Annotated in this window: 16 protein-coding genes and 1 pseudogene; 11 read left to right on the top strand and 6 right to left on the bottom strand. The window is 42.1% G+C overall.

All coding sequences use genetic code 11. The features are described 5' to 3' along the window. Positions 1–23: 23 nt before the first annotated feature. Complete coding sequence (locus I8751_RS16540; RefSeq protein WP_214440230.1) at positions 24–1,205, top strand: aldo/keto reductase; 1,182 nt, start codon at positions 24–26, stop codon at positions 1,203–1,205. Between the two features lie 69 nt (positions 1,206–1,274). On the opposite strand, the gene I8751_RS16535 is transcribed toward I8751_RS16540, so the two are convergent. Continuing rightward, entirely contained in the window at positions 1,275–2,603 is a 1,329-nt protein-coding gene (locus tag I8751_RS16535) for a hemolysin family protein (RefSeq protein ID WP_214440229.1), read from the bottom strand. Positions 2,604–2,843: 240 nt separating this feature from the next. Between I8751_RS16535 and mfd the strand changes: the two genes are divergently transcribed. From mfd to I8751_RS16515, 4 genes and pseudogenes are all read left to right on the top strand, one after another. Then, positions 2,844–6,377: a transcription-repair coupling factor gene (gene mfd, locus I8751_RS16530; RefSeq protein ID WP_214440228.1), complete on the top strand. Its 3,534-nt coding sequence runs from the start codon at positions 2,844–2,846 to the stop codon at positions 6,375–6,377. Between the two features lie 694 nt (positions 6,378–7,071). After that, positions 7,072–7,248 (top strand): annotated as a pseudogene (locus tag I8751_RS16525) (hypothetical protein); the annotation flags it as partial. A gap of 615 nt (positions 7,249–7,863) precedes the next feature. Further along, positions 7,864–9,840, top strand: coding sequence for an AMP-dependent synthetase/ligase (locus I8751_RS16520; RefSeq protein WP_214440249.1), 1,977 nt, complete (start codon positions 7,864–7,866; stop codon positions 9,838–9,840). Positions 9,841–9,880: 40 nt separating this feature from the next. Then, complete coding sequence (locus tag I8751_RS16515; RefSeq protein ID WP_214440226.1) at positions 9,881–10,330, top strand: YlqD family protein; 450 nt, start codon at positions 9,881–9,883, stop codon at positions 10,328–10,330. 44 nt (positions 10,331–10,374) lie between these two features. On the opposite strand, the gene I8751_RS16510 is transcribed toward I8751_RS16515, so the two are convergent. Beyond that, complete coding sequence (locus I8751_RS16510) at positions 10,375–10,875, bottom strand: hypothetical protein (RefSeq protein ID WP_318780337.1); 501 nt, start codon at positions 10,873–10,875, stop codon at positions 10,375–10,377. Positions 10,876–11,384: 509 nt separating this feature from the next. On the opposite strand from I8751_RS16510, the gene I8751_RS16505 reads away from it, so the two are divergent. From I8751_RS16505 to I8751_RS16490, 4 genes are all read left to right on the top strand, one after another. After that, a complete protein-coding gene (locus I8751_RS16505) occupies positions 11,385–12,686 on the top strand; it encodes a dihydrolipoamide acetyltransferase family protein (protein ID WP_214440224.1) in 1,302 nt (433 codons plus the stop codon). A 785-nt stretch (positions 12,687–13,471) separates the two neighbouring features. Further along, positions 13,472–15,106, top strand: a complete 1,635-nt coding sequence (locus tag I8751_RS16500; protein ID WP_214440223.1) for an alpha-D-glucose phosphate-specific phosphoglucomutase — start codon at positions 13,472–13,474, stop codon at positions 15,104–15,106. Between the two features lie 568 nt (positions 15,107–15,674). Beyond that, positions 15,675–19,571: an ATP-binding protein gene (locus tag I8751_RS16495; RefSeq protein ID WP_214440222.1), complete on the top strand. Its 3,897-nt coding sequence runs from the start codon at positions 15,675–15,677 to the stop codon at positions 19,569–19,571. Positions 19,572–19,910: 339 nt separating this feature from the next. After that, entirely contained in the window at positions 19,911–20,528 is a 618-nt protein-coding gene (locus I8751_RS16490; RefSeq protein WP_214440221.1) for a helix-turn-helix transcriptional regulator, read from the top strand. Between the two features lie 345 nt (positions 20,529–20,873). Here the strand turns inward: I8751_RS16490 and I8751_RS16485 are convergent, their stop codons facing one another. Further along, complete coding sequence (locus I8751_RS16485; RefSeq protein ID WP_214440220.1) at positions 20,874–21,350, bottom strand: DUF4168 domain-containing protein; 477 nt, start codon at positions 21,348–21,350, stop codon at positions 20,874–20,876. 113 nt (positions 21,351–21,463) lie between these two features. Beyond that, on the bottom strand, positions 21,464–22,453 hold the full coding sequence (gene holA / locus I8751_RS16480; RefSeq protein ID WP_214440219.1) for a DNA polymerase III subunit delta: 990 nt from the start codon (positions 22,451–22,453) through the stop codon (positions 21,464–21,466). A gap of 284 nt (positions 22,454–22,737) precedes the next feature. Between holA and I8751_RS16475 the strand changes: the two genes are divergently transcribed. Then, positions 22,738–23,526: a DUF1868 domain-containing protein gene (locus I8751_RS16475; RefSeq protein ID WP_214440218.1), complete on the top strand. Its 789-nt coding sequence runs from the start codon at positions 22,738–22,740 to the stop codon at positions 23,524–23,526. 196 nt (positions 23,527–23,722) lie between these two features. Here the strand turns inward: I8751_RS16475 and I8751_RS16470 are convergent, their stop codons facing one another. Both I8751_RS16470 and I8751_RS16465 read right to left on the bottom strand, forming a co-directional pair. Next, a complete protein-coding gene (locus tag I8751_RS16470) occupies positions 23,723–24,499 on the bottom strand; it encodes an RDD family protein (RefSeq protein WP_214440217.1) in 777 nt (258 codons plus the stop codon). A gap of 20 nt (positions 24,500–24,519) precedes the next feature. Beyond that, entirely contained in the window at positions 24,520–25,374 is an 855-nt protein-coding gene (locus I8751_RS16465; protein WP_214440216.1) for a glycerophosphoryl diester phosphodiesterase membrane domain-containing protein, read from the bottom strand. An 80-nt stretch (positions 25,375–25,454) separates the two neighbouring features. Here I8751_RS16465 and I8751_RS16460 point away from each other — a divergent pair, with 80 nt between their 5' ends. Then, on the top strand, positions 25,455–26,411 hold the full coding sequence (locus I8751_RS16460; RefSeq protein WP_214440215.1) for a stage II sporulation protein M: 957 nt from the start codon (positions 25,455–25,457) through the stop codon (positions 26,409–26,411). Positions 26,412–26,491 lie beyond the last annotated feature (80 nt).

The raw sequence follows: 26,491 nt of genomic DNA, 5'->3' as shown, positions 1-26,491 counted from the left end.
AGTAATAATTCCAAAATTCCCTAATGCTATATAGACGATTTGGACGCACAGAATTACAGATGCCAGTATTTTCCTGCGGTGGCATGAGATACCAGTTTAAATGGCAAGATGTTGCCCCATCAGAAATTCCGGCGGACAACCAAGCAAATCTGGAAGCAACTATCCGCCAGGCAATCGAGGTCGGGATTAATCATATTGAAACCGCCCGTGGTTATGGTAGCTCTGAAATGCAGTTAGGGAAAATATTACCCAATTTTCCCCGTGAACAGTTAATTGTTCAAACTAAAGTTAGTCCTGTTGCAGATGCTAAAGAATTCCGCAAGACATTTGAACAATCATTGCGAAATCTTCAGCTAGATTATGTTGATTTGTTGGGATTGCATGGCATTAACCACGCAGAATCCTTTGACTACAGTATCCGTCCTGGTGGGTGTTTAGAAGTAGCACAGCAACTACAAGCTGAAGGGAAAGTTAGATTTATCGGTTTTTCTACCCACGGCCCTACAGATGTGATTGTGCAAGCAATAAACACCAATTTATTTGATTATGTCAACCTGCATTGGTATTACATTAATCAATGGAACTGGGCAGCAATTGCAGCGGCAACTGATCATGATATGGGAGTATTTATTATTAGTCCTTCAGATAAAGGGGGTAAACTGTACGATCCGCCGCCAAAGTTAGTTGAACTTTGCGCCCCTTTGAGTCCGATGGTGTTTAATGATTTGTTTTGTCTGAGTCATCCACAAGTGCATACTCTGAGTGTGGGAGCAGCAAAACCCCAAGATTTTGATGAACACCTGAAAACTTTAGAACTACTGGATCGCTCATCAGAAATTTTACCTGCAATTTTGGCGAGGTTAGAAGCAGAAACGATCGCCACTTTAGGAGAAGATTGGGTAAAAACTTGGCAGATTAATTTACCACCTTGGGAAGAAATCCCAGGCCAGGTAAATATCAAAGTGATTTTGTGGTTATTTAATTTAGCGATCGCGTACGATTTGGTAGACTATGCCAAAATGCGTTATAACCTCTTAGGCAATGGTAGCCACTGGTTTCCTGGCAACAAAGCAGACCATTTAGATAAACTAGAGTTACGGCAATGTCTTGCCCAAAATCCCCAGGCTGATAAAATCCCCCAGTTTCTAGCAAAAGCTCATGAAATGTTGGCTGGTGAAGAAGTTAAACGTTTATCAAAGAATTGATCAAGGATGAAGAAGGGAAAGGGAAAAAGGTAAAAAGCCAGACCAACCTTTACCCCTTACCCCTCTTGGTTATTCAGCTGTTGTCACATCCACTACTTGACTGGGCGCTGGCACAACTAACACCTTATCAACACGGTTGCCATCCATATCCATCACCTCAATCCGCATACCTTCCCATTCAAAATGGTCTGCGGCGGCGGGGATGCGACCCAGATGGGTAATTACAAAACCACCTAATGTTTGGTAGCTGCCTCGTTCATCAGATTCCCACTCTTCCATGTCGAAAAGTTCAAGAAACTCTTCTACAGGTAACATCCCATCCAAAAGCCAGGAACCATCTTCCCGCTGTACAGCTTGTGGTTCGTCTTGTCCTGGCCCTGCTGGTACATCACCTACGATTTCGCTCATGATGTCGTTAAGAGTAACTAACCCTTGAATGACACCGTATTCATCTACTACCAGTGCTATATGAGTGATGGTTTGCTTGAACATCTCCAAAACTTTCAAGCCACGAGTGCTTTCTGGCACAAACACAGGTTGCCGCAATCCCATAGTCAAGTCTAGAGGTTCACCCCGGAAACTCCGGGTTAATAAGTCGGTGACAGGGATTACACCCAACACATTGTCGAGTCCTCCCTGACAAACTGGATACCGTGAATAAGAACTCTCGGCCATCTTTTCGCGGTTTTCTTCAGGAGAGTCATCTAAGTCTAACCAAACAATATCAGGGCGGGGTGTCATAAAAGAGTTGGCGGGGCGATCGCCTAGGCGAAAGACTCGCTCTACCATATCCTGTTCCGCTTCCTCAAAGGTTCCTGCTTCAGTACCTTGCTCTATTAAAATTTTAATTTCTTCCTCGGTGACTTGCGGCTCAGTAGAGGGAGTAATACCCAACATTCGCACTATCACATCCGTAGAAGTACTTAAAAGATGTACTGCTGGGGAAGCAAGCGCCGCTAAAGCCCGCATCGGAATAGCGACAACCGCGGCAATCCGTTCTGGGTTGTTTAATGCCAGACGCTTCGGCACTAGTTCACCGATAATTAAAGACAAATAAGTGATAATCAGAACAACTATCCCGAAGGAGAGAGGTTCGCTATAAGGTGCTAAAAACGGTACAAGTCTCACATAGACTGCTAGGCGACTGGCAATTGTTGCTCCTCCAAAAGCACCAGTTAAGATACCAATTAGGGAAATACCTATTTGAATAGTGGATAAAAAATGATTTGGAGACTCAGCTAGTTTTAATGCCACCCTTGCCTTAGCATCTCCTTGATTGGCAAGCTGCTGTAGCCTGACTTTCCGTGCCGAAACAACCGCCATCTCAGACATCGAAAAAATGCCGTTGGCAATAATTAATACCAAAATGATTAAAATTTCAAAAGTGATGGAGGACATATCTTAGAATTGCCGCTTATCAGAGCGAACTGAGTTAATCATTAGTATCCAGTATTAAAGGTATTCCTATAAATGCCTTGAGTATGCAAAAAGTAGTAGTTTTAGTTTTTTAGTCTGTTAGTAGTTCAATATTATTCTTTCACAGAATTAATAAGAGGGCTGTTAACACTTTTAAAATGGTGAACAGCAACTGCCTCTAGATTTTTTGATCGGCAACGACTTCCCACTGTAGTAAAACTTATGGCATTCTCTTCTATTGTGCGTGCCTTGGCGCGATCGCCACTCAGCACAGAACTACTGACCAAACTAAATCGGCAGCAAGATTTACGGTTAAATGGCATCTCTCGCTTACCCAAAGGTTTGGTGGCTTCGGCATTAGCGCAAAATTCAGGCAAAAATTTATTTGTAGTAGTGCCAACCCTAGAGGAAGCCGGACGCGTTTACGCACAGTTAGAAATGATGGGATGGCAAACTGTACATTTTTATCCCACCTCCGAAGCCTCTCCTTACGAACCTTTTGACCCCGAAACGGAAATGACTTGGGGACAAATGCAGGTTTTGGCTGATTTGGTCAGTGGTCAGTGGTCAGTTGTTAGTGGTGAGTTGCAACAAACAACTGACAACGGACAACTGACAAAGATGGCCATTGTCGCTACTGCTGGGGCGCTACAACCTCATTTACCACCCCCAGCAGCCTTTACACCCTTTTGCTTTACCCTGAAGCAAGGTATGGAATTTGACCTTAATGGCTTCAGTCAACAAATCACGACTTTGGGGTACGAACGAGTGCCTTTGGTGGAAACAGAAGGACAATGGAGTCGACGTGGTGATATTGTGGATATTTTCCCAGTTTCATCGGAGTTGCCAGTACGACTGGAATGGTTTGGCGACGAAATCGAGAAAATCCGAGAATTTGATCCTGCAACTCAACGTTCTGCTGTTGACAAAATTGACCGAATCATTCTAACTCCTACTAGCTTCGCTGCCATTTTCGCGGAAAAACTGCAAAATAATCCTCAGTTTCAAGCTTTAACGGCTGAGTTAGACGCTGATTCAGAGCTTAACATCGGTAACTCAGGACTACTAGAAGGTAGCCGTCGCTTCTTGGGGTTAGCCTTTGAAAAACCAGCCTCTCTACTGGACTATTTAAGCGAAAATACTCTAATTGCGATTGACGAACCAGAACAATGTCATGCTCATAGCGATCGCTGGGTAGAAAATGCTGAGGAGCAATGGTCAGTTGTCAGTGGTCAGTTGTCAGTTGTTAGTGGATTACCTCGGATTCATCGGTCTTTTGATGAATGTCTCGTTGATGTTGCCAGATTTAAAACATTACATTTATCGGAACTGGCAGAAGAAAATAGCGGCATTAATTTGGCGAGTCGGTCTGTACCAGTTACGCCACACCAATTTGGTAAGCTTGCAGAAACACTGAGACAAGAACGCGATCGCAATTTTTCTATTTGGTTGATTTCTGCTCAACCTTCCCGTTCTGTTTCTCTATTGCAAGAACACGACTGTCCGGCGCAATTTATCCCGAATCCCCGTGATTACCAAGCGATTGATAAGCTAAATATCAACCATACACCAGTGGCCCTGAAATATTCTGGTTTGGCAGAACTCGAAGGGTTTATCCTCCCGACGTTCCGCTTGGTAGTCGTCACTGACCGCGAATTTTATGGGCAACATTCCCTAGCGACACCCGGCTATATTCGTAAGCGTCGCCAAGCTACCTCTAAGCAGGTTGATCCCAACAAACTACGTCCAGGCGATTATGTAGTTCACAGAAGCCACGGTATCGGCAAATTTGTCAAGTTAGAAAGTCTGACTATTAACAATGAAACCCGTGATTATTTGGTAGTGCAGTATGCTGATGGCTTACTAAGAGTCGCTGCTGACCAAGTTGGTTCTTTATCCCGATTCCGCGCCAATGGCGATAAAGCCCCAGAACTCCACAAGATGACTGGTAAAGCTTGGGATAATACCAAGAACCGAGTCCGCAAAGCGATCAAAAAGTTGGCGGTGGACTTGCTCAAATTGTATGCTGCAAGATCTAAACAAGAAGGTTTTTCCTATCCCCCAGATATGCCTTGGCAAGAGGAAATGGAAGATTCCTTCCCGTATCAACCCACAACAGACCAGCTAAAAGCTGTGCAAGATGTGAAACGAGATATGGAAAGCGATCGCCCAATGGATCGTTTGGTATGCGGTGATGTTGGTTTTGGCAAAACAGAAGTGGCAATTCGCGCTATTTTCAAAGCTGTTACCTCTGGTAAACAAGTCGCCCTCTTAGCGCCAACAACTATCCTCACCCAGCAACACTATCACACCCTCAAAGAACGCTTTGCTCCTTACCCTGTCAATGTTGGCTTACTCAATCGCTTTCGCAGTGCCGAAGAACGCCGCAATATTCAAAAACGACTAGCAGCGGGTGAATTAGATATAGTTGTCGGTACACACCAACTTTTGGGTAAAGGTGTATCTTTTCGTGATTTGGGACTGTTGGTGGTAGATGAAGAACAGCGATTTGGGGTAAACCAAAAAGAGAAAATTAAAAGCTTAAAAACTCAAGTTGATGTGCTTACCCTGTCTGCGACTCCCATTCCCCGTACCCTATATATGTCTTTGTCCGGGATTCGGGAAATGAGTTTGATTACTACACCACCCCCCACCAGAAGACCAATTAAAACCCATCTTTCGCCGTTGAACTCAGAAAGTATCCGCAGTGCTATTCGTCAAGAATTAGACAGAGGCGGACAGGTATTTTATGTAGTACCACGAGTTGAGGGCATTGAAGAGACAACAGCCAATTTGCGGGAGATGATACCGGGGGGCAGATTTGCGATCGCCCACGGTCAAATGGATGAAAGCGAATTAGAGTCAACCATGCTGACTTTCAGTAATGGGGATGCAGATATCTTGGTATGTACAACAATTATTGAATCTGGCTTAGATATTCCCCGCGTCAACACTATTTTAATTGAAGATGCTCACCGCTTTGGTTTATCACAGCTGTATCAATTGCGTGGTCGTGTCGGACGTGCAGGGATTCAAGCTCATGCTTGGTTATTTTATCCCAAGCAACGGGCGTTATCTGACGCGGCGAGGCAAAGGTTGCGGGCGATTCAAGAATTTACTCAACTCGGTTCTGGCTATCAGTTGGCGATGCGCGATATGGAAATTCGGGGTGTGGGTAACTTGCTTGGTGCAGAACAATCCGGTCAAATGGATGCGATCGGTTTTGATTTGTATATGCAAATGTTGGAAGAGTCAATTAGGGAAATTCGCGGTCAAGAAATTCCTAAAGTTGATGATACGCAAATTGACCTCAACCTCACAGCATTTATTCCCGCAGATTACATTCCCGATTTAGACCAAAAAATGAGTGCATACCGTGCAGTAGCCGGGGTGAAATCGAAAGAAGAATTAACTCAAATTGCTGCCGAGTGGAGCGATCGCTATGGTACTTTACCAGTGCCAGCTAATCAATTGTTGCGGGTGATGGAACTTAAACAGCTAGCGAAAAAGTTAGGATTTAGCCGCATTAAACCAGAAAATAAACAGCATGTCATTTTAGAAACCCCAATGGAAGAACCTGCTTGGAATTTATTAGCAGCAAACTTACCAGAACATCTCAAAACGCGTTTTGTTTACTCTCCCGGTAAAGTCACAGTGCGCGGTTTAGCAGTAATGAAAGCCGACCAACAATTGCAAAGTTTGATTGATGCAATGCATAAAATGCAAGGCGCTGTGGCAGAGGCGATCGTTGTTTAATACATTAGTTAGGAGCAAATAAATTTTCTTGATTTACTCCTGAAACTAAAAATCCATGAGATATTAACCGTTATCTGACTCTATCTGGTATTGAAGCAGCACAATTACATCAGTACTCCATTTCACTTGAAAGCCAGAATGCTTGTTCTTACCAATGTAAGGCAGAATTACGCTTAATTCCCGACCTAAAACTGTGGGTTCCCATGGGAGCAACGCGATTTTGTGAAGTGGCAAAGCTGGGGGGGCTGGGGAGGCTGGGGAAGCTGGGGAAGAGAAAGAAATTAAGTGGATTTAGTAGAGTTTTAGTAGCAAAATTTACTAAATCTTTCTCTTTTCTCCCCCAGCTACCCCAGCTACCCCCGCTTCCCCTGCTCATTTCACGACGATCTCACTTTTTCGCGTTGCTCCCATCCTGATGTTGGTTTCTTCTGGGGAATGCTTTTGAATTTGGTGGCTTTAATTGCCTCAAGTGCGTTATCTCGAACTGTTTGCAATAATCCAGAAGGCACAAAAGGAAACTGAACTCTTAACAGGTGGTACAGTTCCTTGTGTGCCTTATTTTTGTTATGGGTACTGTTAGTAAAAGCCCAATCAATGTGTGCATTAAATATCTCTGCACACTGGTTCATTAAAGGAAAAAACCTTTCTGATGGTAAATTAAATACATTCAAAGACTTAAAAAAAACGTCGCTTTTGGGGTTCGGGAATGTGGAGTGATGGCACATTTTACTCATCTGTTGGTGGAGTCTCGGAAGAAGCAGTGAAGCGGTACATTGAGGCGAATCTTGCCACCGGGGATACTCCCCGTGGCAAAGTTCGCACTCAGAAACAACGGGGTGGCGCGCTTACCCAAAAGCATAATGCAAAATAAGGGGGTATCGTTAGCGAAGCGGTAGCGAGGAACGAGCGTCACCCCCTTATTTTGCACGCTTACAGTTCAAAATTGGTATGAACTATGCAAAGATTTATATCTTCAGACACACCATTAATTTGGGGAACACTTGGAACAGAAATGAGGACTAAATCTGCAAAACTGGCTACCAGTCAAGGCGTAAGTCGTACAATAAGGGAAACTAGTAATTGCAATTTCGACTGTTCGGGGTTTTGAAACCTTTTTTGATGTTTTAGCTGCTTTGGTTTTAAACGCCAGAATAGTAGAGAGAAACTTGGGCAGCGCCAGACAGGCAGCGGCATTAATTAAGGTTAGAAGCACAGCATCTATTAAACCGATAGGTAATCACCCCCTTTAAAAAATAGGTGGTCTCTATTTTTAGCTGCAAACATTGTGCATAGCAACGAATTATAAGGCAATCCATTGTTTTGCTTTTTTTATATAACTTAACTTTAACATAAACTTTTATCAATACAACCGTTTAATTCACGAAATTGCTTACACAGTATGGGATGTAGATATTAAGGATAGACAATGTAGCGCGATCGCACAATAAGCTGGAAAATAGACAATTTATTACAGTGAGGTGATATGATGTCGAAAACTCAACCCGCATCTTCTTTTTTATCTCAGATCACAAAGCGAGAAAGCCAGGAATTACAGCGTTTAGTAAATTATACAAACGTAGATTTATTACCAGATATTTGGCCATTGGCAGCAAAGCGATTTGGTGATATTGTTGCCCTCCGTAATCCTCATGCTAAACCAGAAGTAGTAATTACTTATGCCCAGCTAGCGGAGAAAATTCAACAATTTGCTGCTGGTTTACAATCATTAGGTGTCCAAGCAGGCGATCGCGTCTCTTTAATTGCTGATAATAGTCCACGGTGGTTCATTGCTGATCAAGGGATCATGACTGCTGGGGCAATTGATGCAGTGCGTAGCGCCCAAGCAGAAAAAGAAGAATTGCTGTATATCGTTTCTCATAGTGGCAGCACAGTACTCGTAGTTGAAGATTTCAAGATACTAGAAAAACTGCGCGATCGCTTGCATGATTTACCTATTCACCTAGTAATCTCACTTTCAGATGAAGCACCACCAAAAGATGAAACCCTCAAGGTGCTGAACTTCTCACAGCTGATAGAAATTGGTATCAACCATACTTTTGTGCCAGTCAAGCCAAGCCCCGATACCTTAGCGACTTTAATTTATACATCTGGGACTACAGGTAAACCCAAGGGCGTGATGCTTTCTCACAACAATTTAATGCATCAGATAAAAACTCTGGGGGCAGTAATTCAACCACAACCAGGAGATATGGTTCTCAGCATCCTGCCTACATGGCACAGTTACGAACGCAGTGGTGAATATTTCTTGCTTTCTCAAGGTTGCACGCAAATTTACACTAACTTACGTTCTGTAAAACGAGATTTGCAAGAATTTAAACCCAATTACATGATAGCTGTGCCGCGCCTGTGGGAATCGATTTATGAAGGAGTCCAAAAGCAGTTCCGTGAACAACCAGCAAGCAAGCAACGCCTAATTAAATTTTTACTGGAGACTAGTGAGAAATATATTAAAGCGCGGCGAATTGCTGAAGGCTTGAGTTTAGATCATCTTGATTCCTCAGCCTTCCAAAAGTTAACAGCTAAAATCACAGCATCCGCTTTGTTCCCCATCCATGCTTTAGGAGAACGCCTGGTTTATGCCAAAGTACGGCAAGCTACAGGAGGACAAATGAAGTATGTGATTAGCGGTGGCGGTGCGCTACCAAGGCACATCGATAACTTTTTTGAAATTACTGGAGTTGAGCTTTTACAAGGTTATGGCTTAACAGAAACTTCTCCTGTAACCAATGCACGTCGCCCTTGGCGCAATTTCCGTGGTTCATCCGGGCAACCAATCCCCGGTACAGAAGTTAAGATTATAGATCCTGAAACTCGCCAACCTCTACCAGTTGGAAAACGAGGCTTGGTGTTGTTGAGAGGCCCCCAAATCATGCAAGGTTATTACCAAAATCCAGAAGCAACGGCGAAAGTCATTGATGCTGAAGGTTGGTTTGATAGCGGCGACTTGGGTTGGGTAACACCACAAAATGACTTAGTGTTGACTGGCAGAGCCAAAGATACGATTGTCTTAACCAATGGAGAGAATATCGAGCCGCAGCCAATTGAAGATGCTTGTTTGCGATCGCCTTTCATTGACCAAATCATGCTTGTCGGTCAAGATCAGCGTAGCCTCGGTGCTTTAATTGTGCCGAATATCGAAGCCCTAGAAAAATGGGCAGCCAGTCAGAACCTCACTTTAAGTGTACAGGATGACAATGTTACCTCCTCATCCAGTCAAAAAATTGACCTGGAGAGTAAAATAATCCAGGATTTATTTCGGCAAGAATTGAATCGGGAAGTGAAAAACCGTCCAGGTTATCGACCAGATGACCGCATTGGGCCATTCAGATTAGTTGTAGAGCCGTTTTCTATTGAAAATGGTTTGATGACACAAACCCTGAAAATCAGGCGACACATTGTCGCGGAACACTATCGCGATATTATTGACGGAATGTTTGCCTAATAATTCCGCCTGCAAACTATAGAGTGAACGTGAAACTTTTATGGATGTCTCCAACCCTCAATTGCTTCTGAAGCGCGTAGTTAATGTCAAAGTCATTGTGACTCCCCTCTGGAAAGAGGAAGTACAACAGCAATTGCAAGCGCAAATCAATCAAAGCGATCAGCAACTGCAACAACTTGACGTTGAAGGACAAAGAGCGATCGCCGCTATTCAAAAGCAAAGTCTGCAACCACCTGGCCCCCAGACACTGCAACAAATTGACAACATCCAACTCCAAGTCAATCAAAAGAAAAGTGAACTGTTAGAGCAAAAAAATCAACTCTTACAAAATCTCCAACAAGTGCAGTTTCTTGAGTTGGATCAAGAAGTTAATCAATTCCAAATGGAAGGCTTTTTTAAGGTCGAACGAGGTGATAACTTGATTAGCAAAATGCAAGTTGAAATCGTTCTGCGGGATGGCGTTGTAGAAGAAATTCGCGGCGATATTTAAATAAAGGCTGAAGGATGAAACTTCATATTTCACACTTCATACTTTCACTGACAGCTTTGAGTTAAATTTTTGTGGGGGCGGCTCCCAGTCTGACATTGTGTCTGGGAGCCAGCCCAAACAATTTGCCACATAGCAGGGGAACTAACTAAAAGCGATCGCCCCAAGGTTTGCATTTCAAATCGATATTTAATTGCATTAGCGGTATCACCATTGGACTGAATTTGGGTAATAGTCACTAAAGCATGGTTCTGTTGCGGATAATCTACCTCTACCTTACGCTTCCCTTGTATTGTTATTTGCTCATCTAACGCATTTAAAGCTAGAGTTGCAGGATCACTACCTTGGAGAGCAGAGGTGATACTTTCTAATGGTATCGTTTTATAGTGGGCACGCTCTGGGAATACTGTAACATCCTGAGCCTGTTGTACTATTGTGAATCGCTGCTGTTGACTATTGGTAGTTTCTGGAACCGATATAGATTGTTGGTGCTGATTGATATAAATGCCAGCACCAGCGGTGGCAAAGACACTTAGTATCAAAATCAAAAACAATTTCCATTTTACCGACATAATAAAACTAAACAAAAATTTCAAACAGATCAACTATCAATTTTGAATTTTAAATTGAAGTTTCCCCACTAACCACATATCATATTCTGTAGAAAACCTCCTCTGCCTGGGTTAGTGATTGTGATAAATATAAACATACATAACAATTTAGTTTGAGTTGTGAAAGGTTTATATTGACTATTGATAATCACCCGTCAAAACACAATCTCGACCAGCGATTTGCGATCGCTACAAATATATAGACCTTTACGTTGTCTTGAGGTTCCTGGGTAAATAGTCAGTTGTCAGTTGTTAGTTGTCAGTTGTCAGTTGTTATTGTTTTTGCTCCCCTGCCCCTCTGCTCTCACTGCATCCCCGATCTCTCTGCTTCATCAATACCCTGATCTAAAATAGAAAATCTCGAATCCAAAACTCTCGTGCCGAGATACAATTCGATCTGATAAAAGCTGTTAAAGTCCATAAACTATTGATTCTGAAACCACCATATGAGCATTCACGAAGTATTTATGCCGGCGCTTAGCTCTACCATGACCGAAGGTAAAATCGTCTCCTGGGTAAAATCGCCTGGCGATAAAGTGGAAAAAGGCGAGACCGTGGTGGTTGTCGAGTCAGATAAGGCAGATATGGATGTGGAATCCTTCTATGAGGGATATCTTGCCCACATCATAGTGCAAGCTGGTGATACGGCAACGGTAGGATCTGCGATCGCCTACGTAGCAGAGACAGAAGCCGAAATCGAAACCGCCAAATCTTTGGGCAATTCAGGTAGTACTACGGCTACTCCTAGTTCTGCTCCTGAGCCAGTTGCAGCCACTGCCTCAGCGGGAATACCTGCTTTGGCATCTCAAAATGGTTCTAACCACCGAGAAGGCAGACTCGTCGCCTCGCCCCGCGCCCGCAAGTTGGCCAAAGAATTAAAAGTTGATTTGAGTAATCTACAAGGTAGTGGCCCTTACGGTCGCATTGTCGCCGAGGATGTGGAAACTGCTGTTAATCAAGGCAAGCAACCCGCCACTACACCTATTACTCCATCAAGACCTGCACAAACTACCCCAGTTGCACCACCACCTCCAACAGTAGCACCTGCACCTACACCAGCTGTTGCAGCTGTTCCTGGTCAAACAGTGCCTCTAACTACCTTCCAAAATGCTGTAGTCCGAAATATGCTAGCTAGCCTAGCTGTACCAGTATTCCATGTTGGTTACACCATTACTACTGATGGATTAGATAAGCTTTACAAGCAGATTAAATCTAAAGGGGTAACAATGACCGCCCTGCTAGCGAAAGCTGTAGCAGTGACATTACAAAAACACCCATTATTAAATGCCAGCTATTCAGATCAAGGAATTGTTTATCATTCTGGCATCAACATTGCCGTAGCCGTGGCAATGGATGATGGGGGATTGATTACACCTGTGTTGCAAAATGCAGACATGGTAGATATTTATTCACTCTCGCGTACTTGGAAGTCTTTGGTAGAACGTGCTAGAACGAAACAACTGCAACCCGAAGAATATAATAGTGGCACTTTTACCTTATCGAACTTAGGGATGTTCGGTGTAGATAAATTTGATGCAATTTTACCACCCGGACAAGGGTCAATTTTAGCGATCGGGGCATCTCGTCCACAAGTAGTAGCTACAGGTGATGGCTTATTTGCCGTGCGACCACAAATGCAAGTGAATATTACTTCTGACCATCGCATTATTTACGGCGCTCATGCTGCGGCATTTTTACAAGATTTGGCAAAATTGATTGAAACAAATCCCCAATCTTTGACGCTCTAAATCAAGAGTAATTTTTTAATCAAAATTAAGTTTTTAGACTTGGAGTTTATCTCGCTCCAAGTCTTTATTTTTTGTAGAGCGAGAAATTAATTAACAGTAAAGCCCTCTTAAACTTTTATTCTTTGTGCCTCTCTACGGTGTACACACAAGTCTTCTAAAACTGCCCCATTGACTTGCAATGCGATTGTATCGACTAATACCAATTCGCAATGACGCTCCTTCGTCGCTAACGCTGCGCTAACGCAATGACGCTCCTTCGTCGCTCTAAGCGTTCGCGTTAGCGTCTCGTAGAGAAGCTATGCCGCAGGCTTTACGCTGCGAAGATCGCAATTCGCAATTAAAGAACTTAGATGCAGCAAAGTTTTCAGGGTTTATGTCTGTATCAGATTGTTCGTGAAATGGTATAACAATGTGATTGTATCGACTAACAATGCGATTGTATCGACTAACAATGCCAATGCATCGATTAACAATGCGATTGCATCGACTAACAATGCGATTGTATCGACTAACAATGCGATTGTATCGACTAACAATGCCAATGCATCGACTAACAATGCCAATGCATCGACTAAGTAAATTGGTGAATTCACTTGTACCCATTGATGCCTGCTCTTATCCTTCAAAGCTCTAACGCGAAAGAGAGGCTTCGCGAATTGTATTCATAAAGCAGAATAGCCCGCCTGATTATACATGGCTAAAAATTTTGTTAACTAAGTGAGCAGTAGAAATTCTTATAATAAGCACTTGGAAAGAGAAAAACGTTTTATTTACTAAATATTTTCATGAGCATCCGTCACATTTCTACCACCCCCTTCCTTGATCAGAAGCCTGGTACTTCTGGGCTGCGAAAAGCAGTCACCGTTTTTCAACAGCCGCATTACCTGGAAAACTTTGTTCAATCTATCTTCGATACTGTAGGAGATTTGCGAGGACAAACCTTAATTCTGGGTGGTGATGGTCGCTACTATAATCGACAAGCAATTCAAATCATCCTAAAAATGGCCGCTGCTAACGGTGTTGCACGTGTGAAAGTCGGTCTTGGTGGTATTTTGTCTACCCCAGCAACCTCTTGTGTGATTCGCAAGTACAACGCTCTTGGTGGCATAATTCTATCTGCGAGTCACAACCCCGGCGGGCCCGAAGGAGATTTTGGCGTTAAGTATAACAGCAGTAATGGTGGCCCTGCACCAGAAAAGATGACCGCAGCAATGTTTGAGCGTAGCAAAATTATAGACCACTACAAAATTTTGGCCGCGCCTGATGTAAATTTAGACACATTAGGTGAGTCTAAGTTGGCAGATATGGTGGTAGAAGTCATTGATGCAGTACAAGACTACGAAAAACTGATGGAGTCGCTATTCGACTTTGGGCGGATTCGAGAACTGCTGACTAGTGGTAATTTTCGGATGTGTATGGACTCAATGCACGCTGTGACTGGGCCTTATGCTTGGAATTTATTTGAGCAAACACTAGGCGCACCTAAAGGTACGGTAATTAATGGTATTCCTTTAGAAGACTTTGGTGGTGGACACCCTGACCCAAATTTAGTTTACGCTCATGAACTGGTAGACATACTGTTTGGTGAAGATGCTCCCGACTTTGGCGCAGCTTCTGATGGCGATGGCGATCGCAATATGATTTTAGGACGCAAATTTTTTGTCACACCAAGTGATAGTTTAGCAGTCTTAACAGCTAATGCTACCTTAGTTCCTGGTTACGCTGATGGTTTGGCAGGAGTAGCGCGTTCTATGCCTACTAGTCAAGCAGCTGACCGAGTAGCGGCCGATTTGGGTATCGATTGCTATGAAACCCCAACAGGTTGGAAATTCTTTGGTAACTTGTTAGATGCAAATAAAGCTACTCTTTGTGGAGAGGAAAGCTTTGGTAGTGGTTCTAACCATATTCGTGAAAAAGACGGACTATGGGCAGTGTTATTTTGGCTAAATATCTTAGCAGTCAAACAACAACCCGTTGAGCAAGTCTTAAAGGAACATTGGCAAAAATACGGTCGCAATTACTATTCTCGCCATGACTACGAAGCTATAGATAGCGATCGCGCTAATCAATTAATGGCTAAACTTCACGCTCAAATTCCCCATCTTAAGGGGAAAAAATTTGGTAAGTACGAAGTCAAATACAGCGATGACTTTAGCTACACCGATCCCGTTGATGGTAGCATCAGCGAAAATCAGGGTATCCGCATTGGATTTACCGATGGTTCTCGTATTGTCTATCGTCTTTCTGGAACTGGAACTCAAGGCGCAACATTGCGAATTTATTTAGAAAGCTATGAGCCAGATAGCAGCAAACACAACCTTGATCCACAACAGAGCCTTGCAGACTTCATTGCGATCGCAGATGAAGTTGCTCAAGTACGCACGTTTACCAGCATGGAAAAACCAACTGTAATTACTTGAGAAGAATAAAAAATTCAGTATGGAGAAAGTCTCTAATTCTCCACCACGATTTTTTTTGACTTACACCTATTCAGCCCAGAGAGAAAGAGGTTAATTTTGCTAACTTCTTTCTTTCTTTCTTTTATTTATCTGCAAAATAATGTGAATAATCAGTTGTGCATACAAGTTGCACACTTTAAATTGGGGGTAAGAATTTCAAGCCCTACCCTTGAAAGGGCTTAAATCCCCCGTCACAGACAGTCCCTGTTCCCTATTCCCTGTTCCCTGTTGCCCGTTAATATGTAAATTAAGTATTTAACAACTTATGAGCAGAGGCAATCAATCGAGCTGCAATGCTATCCTCTAAACTAGATAAAAATCTCAAAGGTGCTTTATTGAAAACAAAATTTGATTACTTTAGCAATTATTATTCCTTAATTCAAGACTGTAACTATAAAATATGCATATAGATAGATGAAAAAATTAAATCATTTATTGTATAATAGATCACTAAAGTATATTAAGTATTTCAGCTGCTCAACAACACTGAAATTTACTACCTTAGATAGAGGCGGTTACAAAAACCTCCATGTCAAACGTCAACCGCTTGCGATCGCAAGATTTACATAATTTACTAGTAGTACAAGTGGCAAGTGCGATCGCAATTGCGGTCGGCGGCTTGGTACTCCTAGGTAGGTATTTTGGCTTTGAATTTCCTCAAGTAGGTTTTTTTGCCAATCCAGTAATTATGAAGGCAAATACAGCCTTATGTTTTCTATTGTCTGGCATTTCATTATGGCTGTCGCTCAAAGTTAAAAAGTTAAATTCCCAGTCTGAGCAGACAAAAGACAAAAGAAACTCTTCTCGTCCTCGCGTTTTCTATTTAAAGCTTTCTAGGCTTGTTGCCGCAGCTGTTGGCCTGATTGCTTTGCTGACACTAGTGCAGTATGTATTCCGGCTGTTCGGCGATTTTCCAAGTACTGTGATGGTGTTCCATCCAGAATTGATGGGTTTGAACACCGCCTTAAACTTTATACTGCTCAGCAGAGCTTTAGAGCTTCAGCTTTACCCAAAAACCCAACATAGCTATTGGTATGCTCAGATTTTCACTGCGATCGCTGCGGTGTTTTCCTTACAGGCTGTCATTGGCCATGCCTACAATGTACAAGTTCTCTACGGTCTTGTTCCTTACACCAGATCAATGGAACTATACACGGCACTGACATTCATTGTGCTTTGTGTTGGTATTTTGTGGGTGCATACCGAACAAGGATTCATGCGGGTAATTATGAGTGATACCTACGGCGGCTTATTGGCGCGTCGTTTGTTAATTGCCGCGATCGCAGTTCCTTTTTGGGTGGGATGGTTAATTGTAGCAGGTCAACAAGCAGGACATTATAGCCCAGCTTTCGCAGTATCAATATTCGCTATAGTCCTAATTGTCATTTTTGTTATTTTGGTGTGGCAAAGTGCAGCAGTTATTGAACGCCTCTCTCGCCAAAATGATCAAACTCAAAACGAACTCAAAGCTTACGAAGAAAAACTCAGAAGCTTTGTAGATGCTAACGTCATTGGTATTTTGTTTGCTGATGTGTACGGCGGTATTCAACAAGCAAACGACGAATTTTTGGGGATGATTGGTTATACCCGTGAGGATTTACTAGCAGGTAAGTTAAGTTGGAACAATATTACGCCACCAGAGTTTCTATATTTAGATGAACAAAGCATTTTAGAAGCAAAGGCAAATGCCAAAGGTACTTGTACACCTTACGAAAAAGAATACATTCGCCAAGATGGTAGCCGCATCCCAGTGTTAGTTGGTTATGTACTACTAGGAGAAAAACGCGAAGAATCAGTTGCTTTTATTCTCGATTTGAGCGAACGCAGACAAGCAAAAGAACAAATAGTAAAGCTCAATAAGGATTTACAGCGTCGCGTCACTGAGTTCCAAACCTTATTAGAAGTGATCCCAGTTGGCATTGGTATTGCTGAAGATCCAGAATGCAAAAATATTAAAGTAAATCCAGCATTTGCCAACCTGTTGGGAATCTCGCCAAATATTAATGCTTCCCTCAGCGCTCCCAGTCACGAAAGGCCCACAAACTTTAAAGTTTACCGTGAGGGCAGAGAACTTTCAGCAGAGGAACTCCCTATGCAATACTCTGCTGCTCATGGTGTCGAATGTCTCAATTATGAACTCGATATCGTCCATGAAAATGGCAAAATTGCGAATTTGTTAGAGTACGTTGCACCACTGTTTGATGAAGAAGGTAATACCAGAGGATCTGTTGGTGCATTTTTGGATATTACAGAACGTAAGCAAGCAGAATCAATCCTCCGAAACCATCATAAATGGTTGGAAGATGTGTTAAATCTGATGCCAATGCCATTGCTATTTATTGAACCGGGAACAGCACGGGTAACATTTGCCAATCGAGCTGCTGATGAAGTAGCTGGAGGTAAATTCCCTCAAGATATTCCAGCCGAAAAGTATCATACAGTTTACTATTGCACAGATGCAGCAGGGGAACGCATCCCCAATGAGCAAATGCCTGGGGTAAGAGTCGCCCGTGGAGAACGTTTGGATGGGGTAGAGATAGATTGGCATACGCCCAAAGGCGTGCATTCGCTACATATATTTGCTGATAGTCTTCCAGCAATGCACGGTTATCCAGCTACCTGCGTTTTGGCATTCCAAGATATTACCAATCTCAAGGAAGTAGAAAAAGCCCTATCATTAGGTTACAAAAGACTCCAGCTACTATTTAGCACAGCCAACGATTTGCTTTCCAGTCAAGAACCAGTGGCACTGCTTGACAGTGTTTTCCAAAAACTAAAAGAGCAAATTGGTTTAGATATTTACTTAAACTATTTGGTTGAGGACAATTCCCAGGTCATGCGACTAACGTCCTACACAGGTTTTTCGGAGGAATTAGCCAAAAAAATTGAGTGGTTAAAATTTGGTCAAGCCGTTTGCGGTGCTGTAGCTCAAGGGCGTTGTCCCATTTCTCTAGAAAATGTGCAACAATCAACTGACCCAAAAACAGAATTGATTCGTTCTTTAGGGGTTAATGCTTATTATAGTTACCCGTTAATAGCTCAAGGACAGCTTTTAGGGACTCTTTCTTTTGGCAGTCGCAGTCGCTCCCGCTTCAGCGATAATCAAAGAGGGATGATGCAAGCAGTTTGCGACCAGATAGTTATTGCTATGGAACGCGCTAACTTAATTGCTTCTTTGCAGCGGCAAACTGAGCAATTGAGTGAAGCCAACCGCATGAAAGATGAATTTTTGGCGATATTGTCCCATGAATTGCGATCGCCCCTCAATGCTATCCTTGGCTGGGCCCAACTACTACGGGCCCGTAAACTCAGCGAAACTCAGACAGCTAAGGCATTAGAGACCATCGAGCGCAATGCCAGAGCGCAAACTCAGCTAATTGAAGATCTGTTAGATATTTCGCGGATGATTAGAGGTAAGTTGCGCCTCAACGTCCGTACTTGTGATTTGGTTCCCCTTATTGAGTCCGCAATTGAAACTGTCAACCTAGCTGCTCAAGCTAAAGAAATCGATTTGAGATTGGAATTAAATCAAAACAATCCAGAGTCAGAGAGTGGATTCATCGAAGCAAAGCATCCAAATTCAAGTTTTTTAGTTTCCGGTGATATTGAACGCTTACAGCAAATCATCTGGAATCTGCTATCTAATGCCATCAAATTTACAAACCGCGGTGGTAAGGTAAAAATTAGGCTGTCTGTGGTTAGTTGTCAAGAAAAATGCCAGAAAACTGACAACTATGCTCAAATCCAAGTAATTGACACAGGCGTAGGTATCACTGAGGAATTTCTGCCTTACGTCTTTGATCGGTTTCGTCAAGCTGATAGTTCCAGTACTAGGTCACACGGTGGACTGGGACTAGGGTTAGCAATTGTCCGTCATTTAGTCGAATTACATGGCGGTAGTGTCGATGTAGATAGTCAGGGTGAAAATAAAGGAGCGACTTTTACAGTCAAATTACCACTCTTGTTGCCAACTACAGAGATGATTGTGGAGCCAAAAAGCACCAAGAAAGAAGGAGATTTCGCTCCTCCACACATAGGCACCTCTTTGTTAGGTGTGCGAGTACTAGTTGTAGATGACGAAGCCGATACTCGTGAATTTATTTTGACAGTCCTCCAACAGTGTCAAGCCGAAGTGCGGGTAGTTGCATCGGTACAAGAGGCGTTGCAACTAATTTCACAGTGGAAACCAGATGTTTTAGTGAGCGACATCGGTATGCCTGAGGAAGATGGTTACTCTTTAATCCGTAAACTGCGATCGCAACCATCAGAACAAGGCGGAAACATTCCAGCAGCAGCCTTGACAGCCTATGCTAGAGTCGAAGATCGGATGCGAGCAATCAAAGAAGGTTATCAACTACATTTGCCTAAACCCATTGAGCCAGCTGAATTAGCGACAGTGGTTGCTAGCCTAGTGGGACGTACTTAACAAGCAGAGGGGCAGGGAAAAATAATCATAATATTGCCTAGCTAGTTCAGAAATCAAAGCCGATTGCTATATCAAGCTACGAGCCATGCGATAAATTGTTACTTTCAGACGCTTCATCCGAAATAGACAATTTAAGGTTTGTAGTTAAACAATGTTACCAAGAAGGCTGTAAAACTCATTGACTGGTAGTAATTACTAGAATTAAGTATTACATTCTTTGTAAAGAATTATTTAAGAGAGATGTACTTTTTACATATCTCTTAAAAACTCCAGGTGCAATTTTGAAGCCAAATGAAGTCTATCAAATGAGCCATTTTGTGAACATTGAAGAAACTAATTATGATTACGCTCGCAAAGACATCTGCAAATGTAAATACCGTAGTTTCACCAAAACGACCAAGTGTTAAATTGCGGAATTTACAACAAGCTGAGTTTTTACAAGAAATTTTAGAAGGATTAGGAGATGGCATTTTAATTTTAACAGCAGCAGGTGAACTAGTTCATGCTAATGCATCTGCTTACCACATTTGTTGTCAACTAAATCAAGGACATTTCGATTCTAATTCTATTCCGTCAACTATCTGGCATCTTTGCCAATCTCTACTTGATAGTCAGAGGTTTTTGTCTGATCCAATTATGATGTTATCTGACGAAATTGTACTTGATAAATTAACTATTTTTCGCATTCGGGTAAGATTTTTGGATTTAGAAACATTCGATATTCCTTGCTTGCTAGTAACGATTGAAAACCGTTATGAATCCATGAAAAATATAGCGATCGCAGAAATCAAAAAATACGAATTAACACCGCGAGAAGCTGAAATTTGGTGTCTATATCGAAGTAACTATAGCTACAAAGAGATTGCCACTAAACTTCACATTACTTTAAACACAGTGAAAAAGCACATGAAAAACATTCATGCTAAACGACAAGAGTTTCTAACAAATCCAAATTAGTTACAACTACTCAATTTTGTTATAAATTGCTATAGCCATCACATTTAGGTCATAAACAAAGATTATCCGCTATATAAAACTTGTAGCTTTTAACTTGTTCATATCCTATCTACTTAAGCTCCAGTCTTTACTATTTATAATGTTAACTGCCATCATTAAGCAATCAGTTACCTTTAATGAAGAAAATTTCTTCACACTAACTAAGTTAGATGGCACAAAAATTAAGATTTATCGCGACAAGGTAAAACACTTAATGATTGAAGTATATGAATAGTGAAGTTATTCTACATAACTAATATTTACCCTCGTATCAATGCGGGGGTAATAGCTTTTTTAAAATTTAATTTATCGAGCTTCAGGAGTTTTTTGCAAACGTATTAATGTATTGTACACTTGCCGTTTTAAGTTGGTATTATTTTGTAGCTCTACAGTAATATTATTGAAACGATCAATACTAAGACCATTATTTTCGACTATTTTTTGAGAGCTATTACAGTAATTCACGGCGATATCTCTAGCTTTGTTTGGTAAGCCATTCATACTGTTAGAATCGTTACAAACAATCTTAGGAATTTCTCCGTTACCAATAAGTTTTTTAATTTCTTCAAAAGCTCTTTGACGTGATGGCTCCATTGCTAAAACTGCTTGAGCGTAATTAGTAACTTCAGTATTATCAATAGATAAAGCTTGCGCGTTAGCTTTGGAACTCCATGTCAAAGTACTAGCAACTAAACTAGCAGTGGCAACAAAGCCGAAACATAAACTGTGGGGAAACATCTGTTGTAAGCTATTTCGGTAAATTAAATCAAGAGTTATTTTCATAAGGTAAGGTGTGTGACACAGAACTATAGTAGGGATATGTTAATAACTTTGAATTATTTTAAGAGCGAGAAGTTCCAGAAGACCATAAGGTAGTCCAAATTGTTTCTATAGTGTTAACTTGCTCGGCATACTTGACAAAGTTCTATAACCTTAGTCTGAAGTGCAGATATTTCCGCAGATCCTTGCTTGAGACTAAGCTCTAACTCCAATAATAGAGGTAAGCAAGCAATTAATTGCTGTACAGAAAGAAATTTTACTTCTTGTTGTAAAAAATAGATACGTTTTGGGTTGCCTACTTCAGTAGCTTTAGCGATCGCTTGGGGATTACGCTCACCACTGTCCATGATTATCTTGACCCATAACCAAGTGCGAAATTGACCAATGAGAGTAGCTACTATCCGTAACCCTGGTTCAGAAGCATTCATGAGATCGCTCAAGATAGTTAAAGCCTTAGCTGCGTCCCCCATTCTAATTGCTGCTGCCAATTGTAAGCTATTTTGTGTAGTATTTCTTACCAATTGGATAATAGTATCTTCTCTTAAAGGCTGATTATTATCTCCTGCATAAAGTCGCAATTTATCTAATTCATTGTAGAGAAGCCGTGTATTATTGCCTACAGCTTCTGCTACAACTTCCGCGGCCTTAGGAGTCAATTTCATCCCCCTAGCTTGAGCAGCTTGATTGACCAATTGTATGATTAATTCCGTTTTCCAGGGAGGAATAAGAGGAAATTCTCGGAACTCAGCGGCGAATTGTTTGAGTAATTTTGTAGATTTTAGTCGTTCATCGGGTTTATTGTGAATAGTAAGCAATAAAAAAGAATTGTCTGGAATGCTCGGCAAGGTTCGCACCATTTCTGCTAATAAATTTTCTGGACAATGTTGACAGATGGTAGTATTGCTCAGCCACACTAAACGGCCACCTGCGCCAAAGGTTGGTGTCATCACTTGGTTTAACCCCTGAATCACAGCGTCAGGCTGCTCTGGGGGAAATGCAGTATAGTTAAAACTTGTCCATAAAGGATTGAGAACACGATCGCGCAACGAAGCGATCGCCTGTTCGATGGCAAAATCATCCTCACCCCAGTAAACGTAAATTGGCATAGAAAAACCTCAGAGAAGATGAAGGGCATGGGGCATGGGGCATTGGGCATGGGGCATGGGTAAGAAGGGCAAAGGGGAAGGTGGGGCCCCCTTTGGGGATAAGGGGCAGGGTTAAAGGATTTGTTTCTTCATCCTTTAACCTTTCCCCCCTCTTCTTGCTCCCCCTGCTCCCTAGCCCCTTTTCCTCTGTCCTTATTTTAAAAAGCTAAATACTTTTTAAACACTCTGCTAATTTGAGCAAATTTCCCTAAAATCTATCAAGTGAGAGCGCGAGGCTACGAAGATTGGACGACAACTATCAAACTTACCTGAATCGGGTAGCAAGAATGACGCTGCCAGAAGCTTACAGAACTCAAATCCAGCATATCCAGGAATCAGCTAAATTTCAGCCACATTCCGGATCTAGACAAGCAGCGCCTTTCCCTGGCTACACCCTAATTACTCCGACTGCGGCAGAAGAATCAAAAAACTCTGCTTTCTATGCCCAGTTACAAGCTTACCAACAGGAACTCTTACAGTTACCTGTGAACAACGATTTGATTGTCCCTGTACCTCCTGCCAGCTTTCATTTAACTTTGGCGGATTTAATTTGGGACGATGCCTACCGTGACGCTTGTGCAAAAAATCCTGAATTTGAACAACAGTTACGCTCTTGCTGTGCTGAAATATTTCAGCAATATCAACAATCCATGACAAAAGGAGCTAACTCAATTTCTTGGCAAATGCTGGGATTAATAGTGATGCCAAGAGCTGTTGGTGTTTGTTTAGTACCCCAGGATGAATATTGCTACGAACAGATTCTTCAATTTCGTCGCACAATTTATCAAAATCCGAAGTTAATTGCTTTGGGTATTGAACAGCACTATCACTTTACAGCACATATTACATTAGGCTACTTTGGGGAGGTTTCGCCAGATCTAGACCGCACAAATCTCAGCACCGTGCTTTCTCAGTTAAATCAGCAATGGTTGCTAAATTCTCCAGAATTTTTGATTAACCGTGTCGAATTGCGGAAATTTGACGATATGACCTACTATCATCGTGAGCCAGACTGGCCGAGTTTAGATTTTTGAAAAATGGGGCATTGGGCATGGATAAGAAGGGGTAAAGGGGAATGGTAAGGGGGAAAGGGTTTATTTCTTCGTCCTTTACCCTTTACCCTTTAACCCCTTTGGGGTTCGCCAGTCGCTCATGGGGGAAACCCCCAAGACCGCGCTGGCTCACCTTTTCCCCTCTTTTTGCTTCCCTGCCCCTCTGCTCCCCTGCCTCCTATTCCCTCTGTTGATAAGCAAGGTAAACAGCTTCTAAAAACAAATCTGGGGCAAAATTGTCTGGTAATTTTTCTAGGTCAATAATAGCTTTTACCTGTTGAGTTAGTTGTAAAGCTAGTGCAGTTCTCGCCTTTAATGCCATTGCACCACGTCGCTGTAAATACTCACGGATTACAGCAAAATCATCTGGTAACAATGGTGATAAATCAGCAATTTGCAGTAAATGTTCATACAGCGACCTTGCTTGTTCTGAAATTATTAAGGTCGCCGATGCAGTAAATGTTTGAGCCTGAATCACAATTGTGCCAGCGACTAAATCACCTAGACGCTTTTCACGGCGACCAAACATAATTAAAAATGCTCCCATAAACAGGAATTCGTCAAAGGGTCGTAGTAAGGCACGTAGAGTGGCCTGTTGCAGCCCAATGGGTCTACCATCATCCCGAACTACGCGAATTTTAGCTAAGCGTTTACCAGGGGTTTGACCTTGCCAGAGAGTTTCAAAAAATACAAAATAACCTACATAAATAACAAACCAGGTAATAAAAGCGATCGCTATCAACCAAAGAAGTGATGCGGAGCCAAAAATATCTTTCCAAAAACCTACTAATTGCACTGAAACTATAGTCCAGGCAATAAAAAATACGACCAAAGTCAGAGCTAAAATTTGATAGTCAATTATTAAAGCCCAGGCACGATTACCTATGCCAGCGAGAGTGAATTCTAGTTCTACACTTTCTGGCGTGCGAAATTTAACGTAGTTAAAGATGTGCATAGTAGTCTTGGTGCTGGCATTTAAATTTCGCGATCGCGTAGCTTCAAACCTAACCCTTCACGCCGACTCCGCAGGTCATAATAAATAACAGCTTTGACAGTCTGCCAAAACGGTACAATAACCGCACCACTGGAGAAACTTAAAGCTAGGACTAGTAAGAAAAAAACTAAAGTGAAAATGCCAGATTCCTGTTGTAGTACAGACGCAAAAAGAACTTGCAGAATACTCGTAAGAATCTGAACGATAATTTGCAGAGGTACTGTGATCAAAAAGGCAACAAATGAAATCAAAAGTATCCGCCAGACATGACCTTGAGTTAGATCCCAACTGCGGCTAATGGCTGATGCACCATTAACATTATCCTCGACAGCCAGGGGTAAATCCACTAAATAAAACCGTGTCACTAACCACAAAACTGCCACAAGTGCCGCAATACCCACTACAAAAGCAAGCAGACCAAACAAAAGATAAGTAGCAGGGTTTCCTTGCTGGCCTATCCCCCCGACTAGCGCTGCCGACAAAACGCCCAACAAAACAAATAAAATCAAAGCTGCCAAGCCAATTCCCATACCAACAAGAAACAGTAACAGTATTACCACCAAAAACTGCCACAATCGAGAATTTACGAAACGCTCACCCGATGAAATACTTTCGGGTTGATTGACCAATTCGCCGAAAGCCAAGCGAGAAATTAGCGCTGTCAGAGCATAAAATTTTGCCCATCCGTAAATTGGAATTATGAGCCATATATAAGCCCTCAGAGCAAGCAGAAAATATTCTTTCAGATGAGAACGGTACAATCTTACCGCCGCACTGACGACGTTACCGATACTCAGTGGTTGCGTGGGACTGGGAGAACCAAAATTTTCAGACATAATGTTAAACTTTCCTTGAAAGTACGGAGAGGAATTTGAGGCTATCTTAAGGTACGCTAAACTCAATGTGCCTAAAATTTATGAATATTCAACGTTGGATTGCCCGACGAGAACCGAATTGGCAACGTCTAAGTAGTTTGTTAAAGCAAGTAGAAACTAAAGGAATAAAATCACTGCGGGCAGCGGAAATTAGAGAATTAGCTAGTTTGTATCGTTCAGTCACAGCAGATTTAGCACGCGCCCGTACACAGCAGGTTGGTAATACTTTAATCCAAAGTTTACAATCTCTCACAACTCGTGCTTATACACAAATTTACCAAGGTTCTCGACGACAGGAATGGTATGCAGTCGTGGACTTTTATCGTTGGGGACTACCATCGGTGGTGCAGGAAACATTCCCCTACATTACTGCCGCCACCGCTATGTTTTTACTAGGGGCAATAGTCGCTTGGTGGTATGCATGGCGAGATCCAACATTTATGGCGCTGATAGTACCCGAAAATTTGATTACTAAAGTACGAGATGAGCATCAATTGTGGATGGGGTCAATTGTCGGCATTGAACCTCTGGCATCCGGCGGTATTATGATCAACAATCTCTCCGTATCCTTTGGTGCTGTTGCTGGTGGAATTACAGGTGGAGCATATACAACTTATTTAATGATATTTAATGGCTTATTGATTGGTGCTGTAGGCACATTAGTAGCTCAAAATAATCTTGCCTATCCCTTTTGGGCGTTTGTATTTCCCCACGGTTCCCTAGAATTACCTGCCATCTTTTTTGCCGGTGGTGCAGGACTGTTACTAGCAAGAGCGATTTTATTTCCTGGTAAATATCGCCGAGGTGATGCGTTGAAATTTTACGGTTATCAAGCAGTACAGTTAGTATTTGGCGTTGTGCCAATGTTAGTTATTGCTGGTATTATTGAGGGCTTTTTCTCTCCCAATCCCAGCATACCAGACCCATTCAAGTATCTCTTCGGCTTGGGGTTATTTATATTTTTGGGAATGTATTGTAACCGTGAGAGGCTTCAGTAATAGCCATTCTCTAAAATTCGGCAACAAACTCAAACCTAGAAGCTCAGATGCCATAACACTTTCATAATTACGAATTACGT

It is taken from the genome of Atlanticothrix silvestris CENA357, from assembly GCF_016056295.1.
Taxonomy (GTDB): domain Bacteria; phylum Cyanobacteriota; class Cyanobacteriia; order Cyanobacteriales; family Nostocaceae; genus Atlanticothrix; species Atlanticothrix silvestris.
This window is presented reverse-complemented; position numbering and strand designations above follow the sequence as displayed.

What these genes read in the sequence shown, in the direction of transcription:
- I8751_RS16540 (WP_214440230.1), top strand. Translation starts at nt 24, where the DNA reads ATGCTATATAGACGATTTGGACGCACAGAATTACAGATGCCAGTATTT.
- I8751_RS16535 (WP_214440229.1), bottom strand. Translation starts at nt 2,603, where the DNA reads ATGTCCTCCATCACTTTTGAAATTTTAATCATTTTGGTATTAATTATT.
- mfd (WP_214440228.1), top strand. Translation starts at nt 2,844, where the DNA reads ATGGCATTCTCTTCTATTGTGCGTGCCTTGGCGCGATCGCCACTCAGC.
- I8751_RS16520 (WP_214440249.1), top strand. Translation starts at nt 7,864, where the DNA reads ATGTCGAAAACTCAACCCGCATCTTCTTTTTTATCTCAGATCACAAAG.
- I8751_RS16515 (WP_214440226.1), top strand. Translation starts at nt 9,881, where the DNA reads ATGGATGTCTCCAACCCTCAATTGCTTCTGAAGCGCGTAGTTAATGTC.
- I8751_RS16505 (WP_214440224.1), top strand. Translation starts at nt 11,385, where the DNA reads ATGAGCATTCACGAAGTATTTATGCCGGCGCTTAGCTCTACCATGACC.
- I8751_RS16500 (WP_214440223.1), top strand. Translation starts at nt 13,472, where the DNA reads ATGAGCATCCGTCACATTTCTACCACCCCCTTCCTTGATCAGAAGCCT.
- I8751_RS16495 (WP_214440222.1), top strand. Translation starts at nt 15,675, where the DNA reads ATGTCAAACGTCAACCGCTTGCGATCGCAAGATTTACATAATTTACTA.
- I8751_RS16490 (WP_214440221.1), top strand. Translation starts at nt 19,911, where the DNA reads ATGATTACGCTCGCAAAGACATCTGCAAATGTAAATACCGTAGTTTCA.
- I8751_RS16485 (WP_214440220.1), bottom strand. Translation starts at nt 21,350, where the DNA reads ATGAAAATAACTCTTGATTTAATTTACCGAAATAGCTTACAACAGATG.
- holA (WP_214440219.1), bottom strand. Translation starts at nt 22,453, where the DNA reads ATGCCAATTTACGTTTACTGGGGTGAGGATGATTTTGCCATCGAACAG.
- I8751_RS16470 (WP_214440217.1), bottom strand. Translation starts at nt 24,499, where the DNA reads ATGCACATCTTTAACTACGTTAAATTTCGCACGCCAGAAAGTGTAGAA.
- I8751_RS16465 (WP_214440216.1), bottom strand. Translation starts at nt 25,374, where the DNA reads ATGTCTGAAAATTTTGGTTCTCCCAGTCCCACGCAACCACTGAGTATC.
- I8751_RS16460 (WP_214440215.1), top strand. Translation starts at nt 25,455, where the DNA reads ATGAATATTCAACGTTGGATTGCCCGACGAGAACCGAATTGGCAACGT.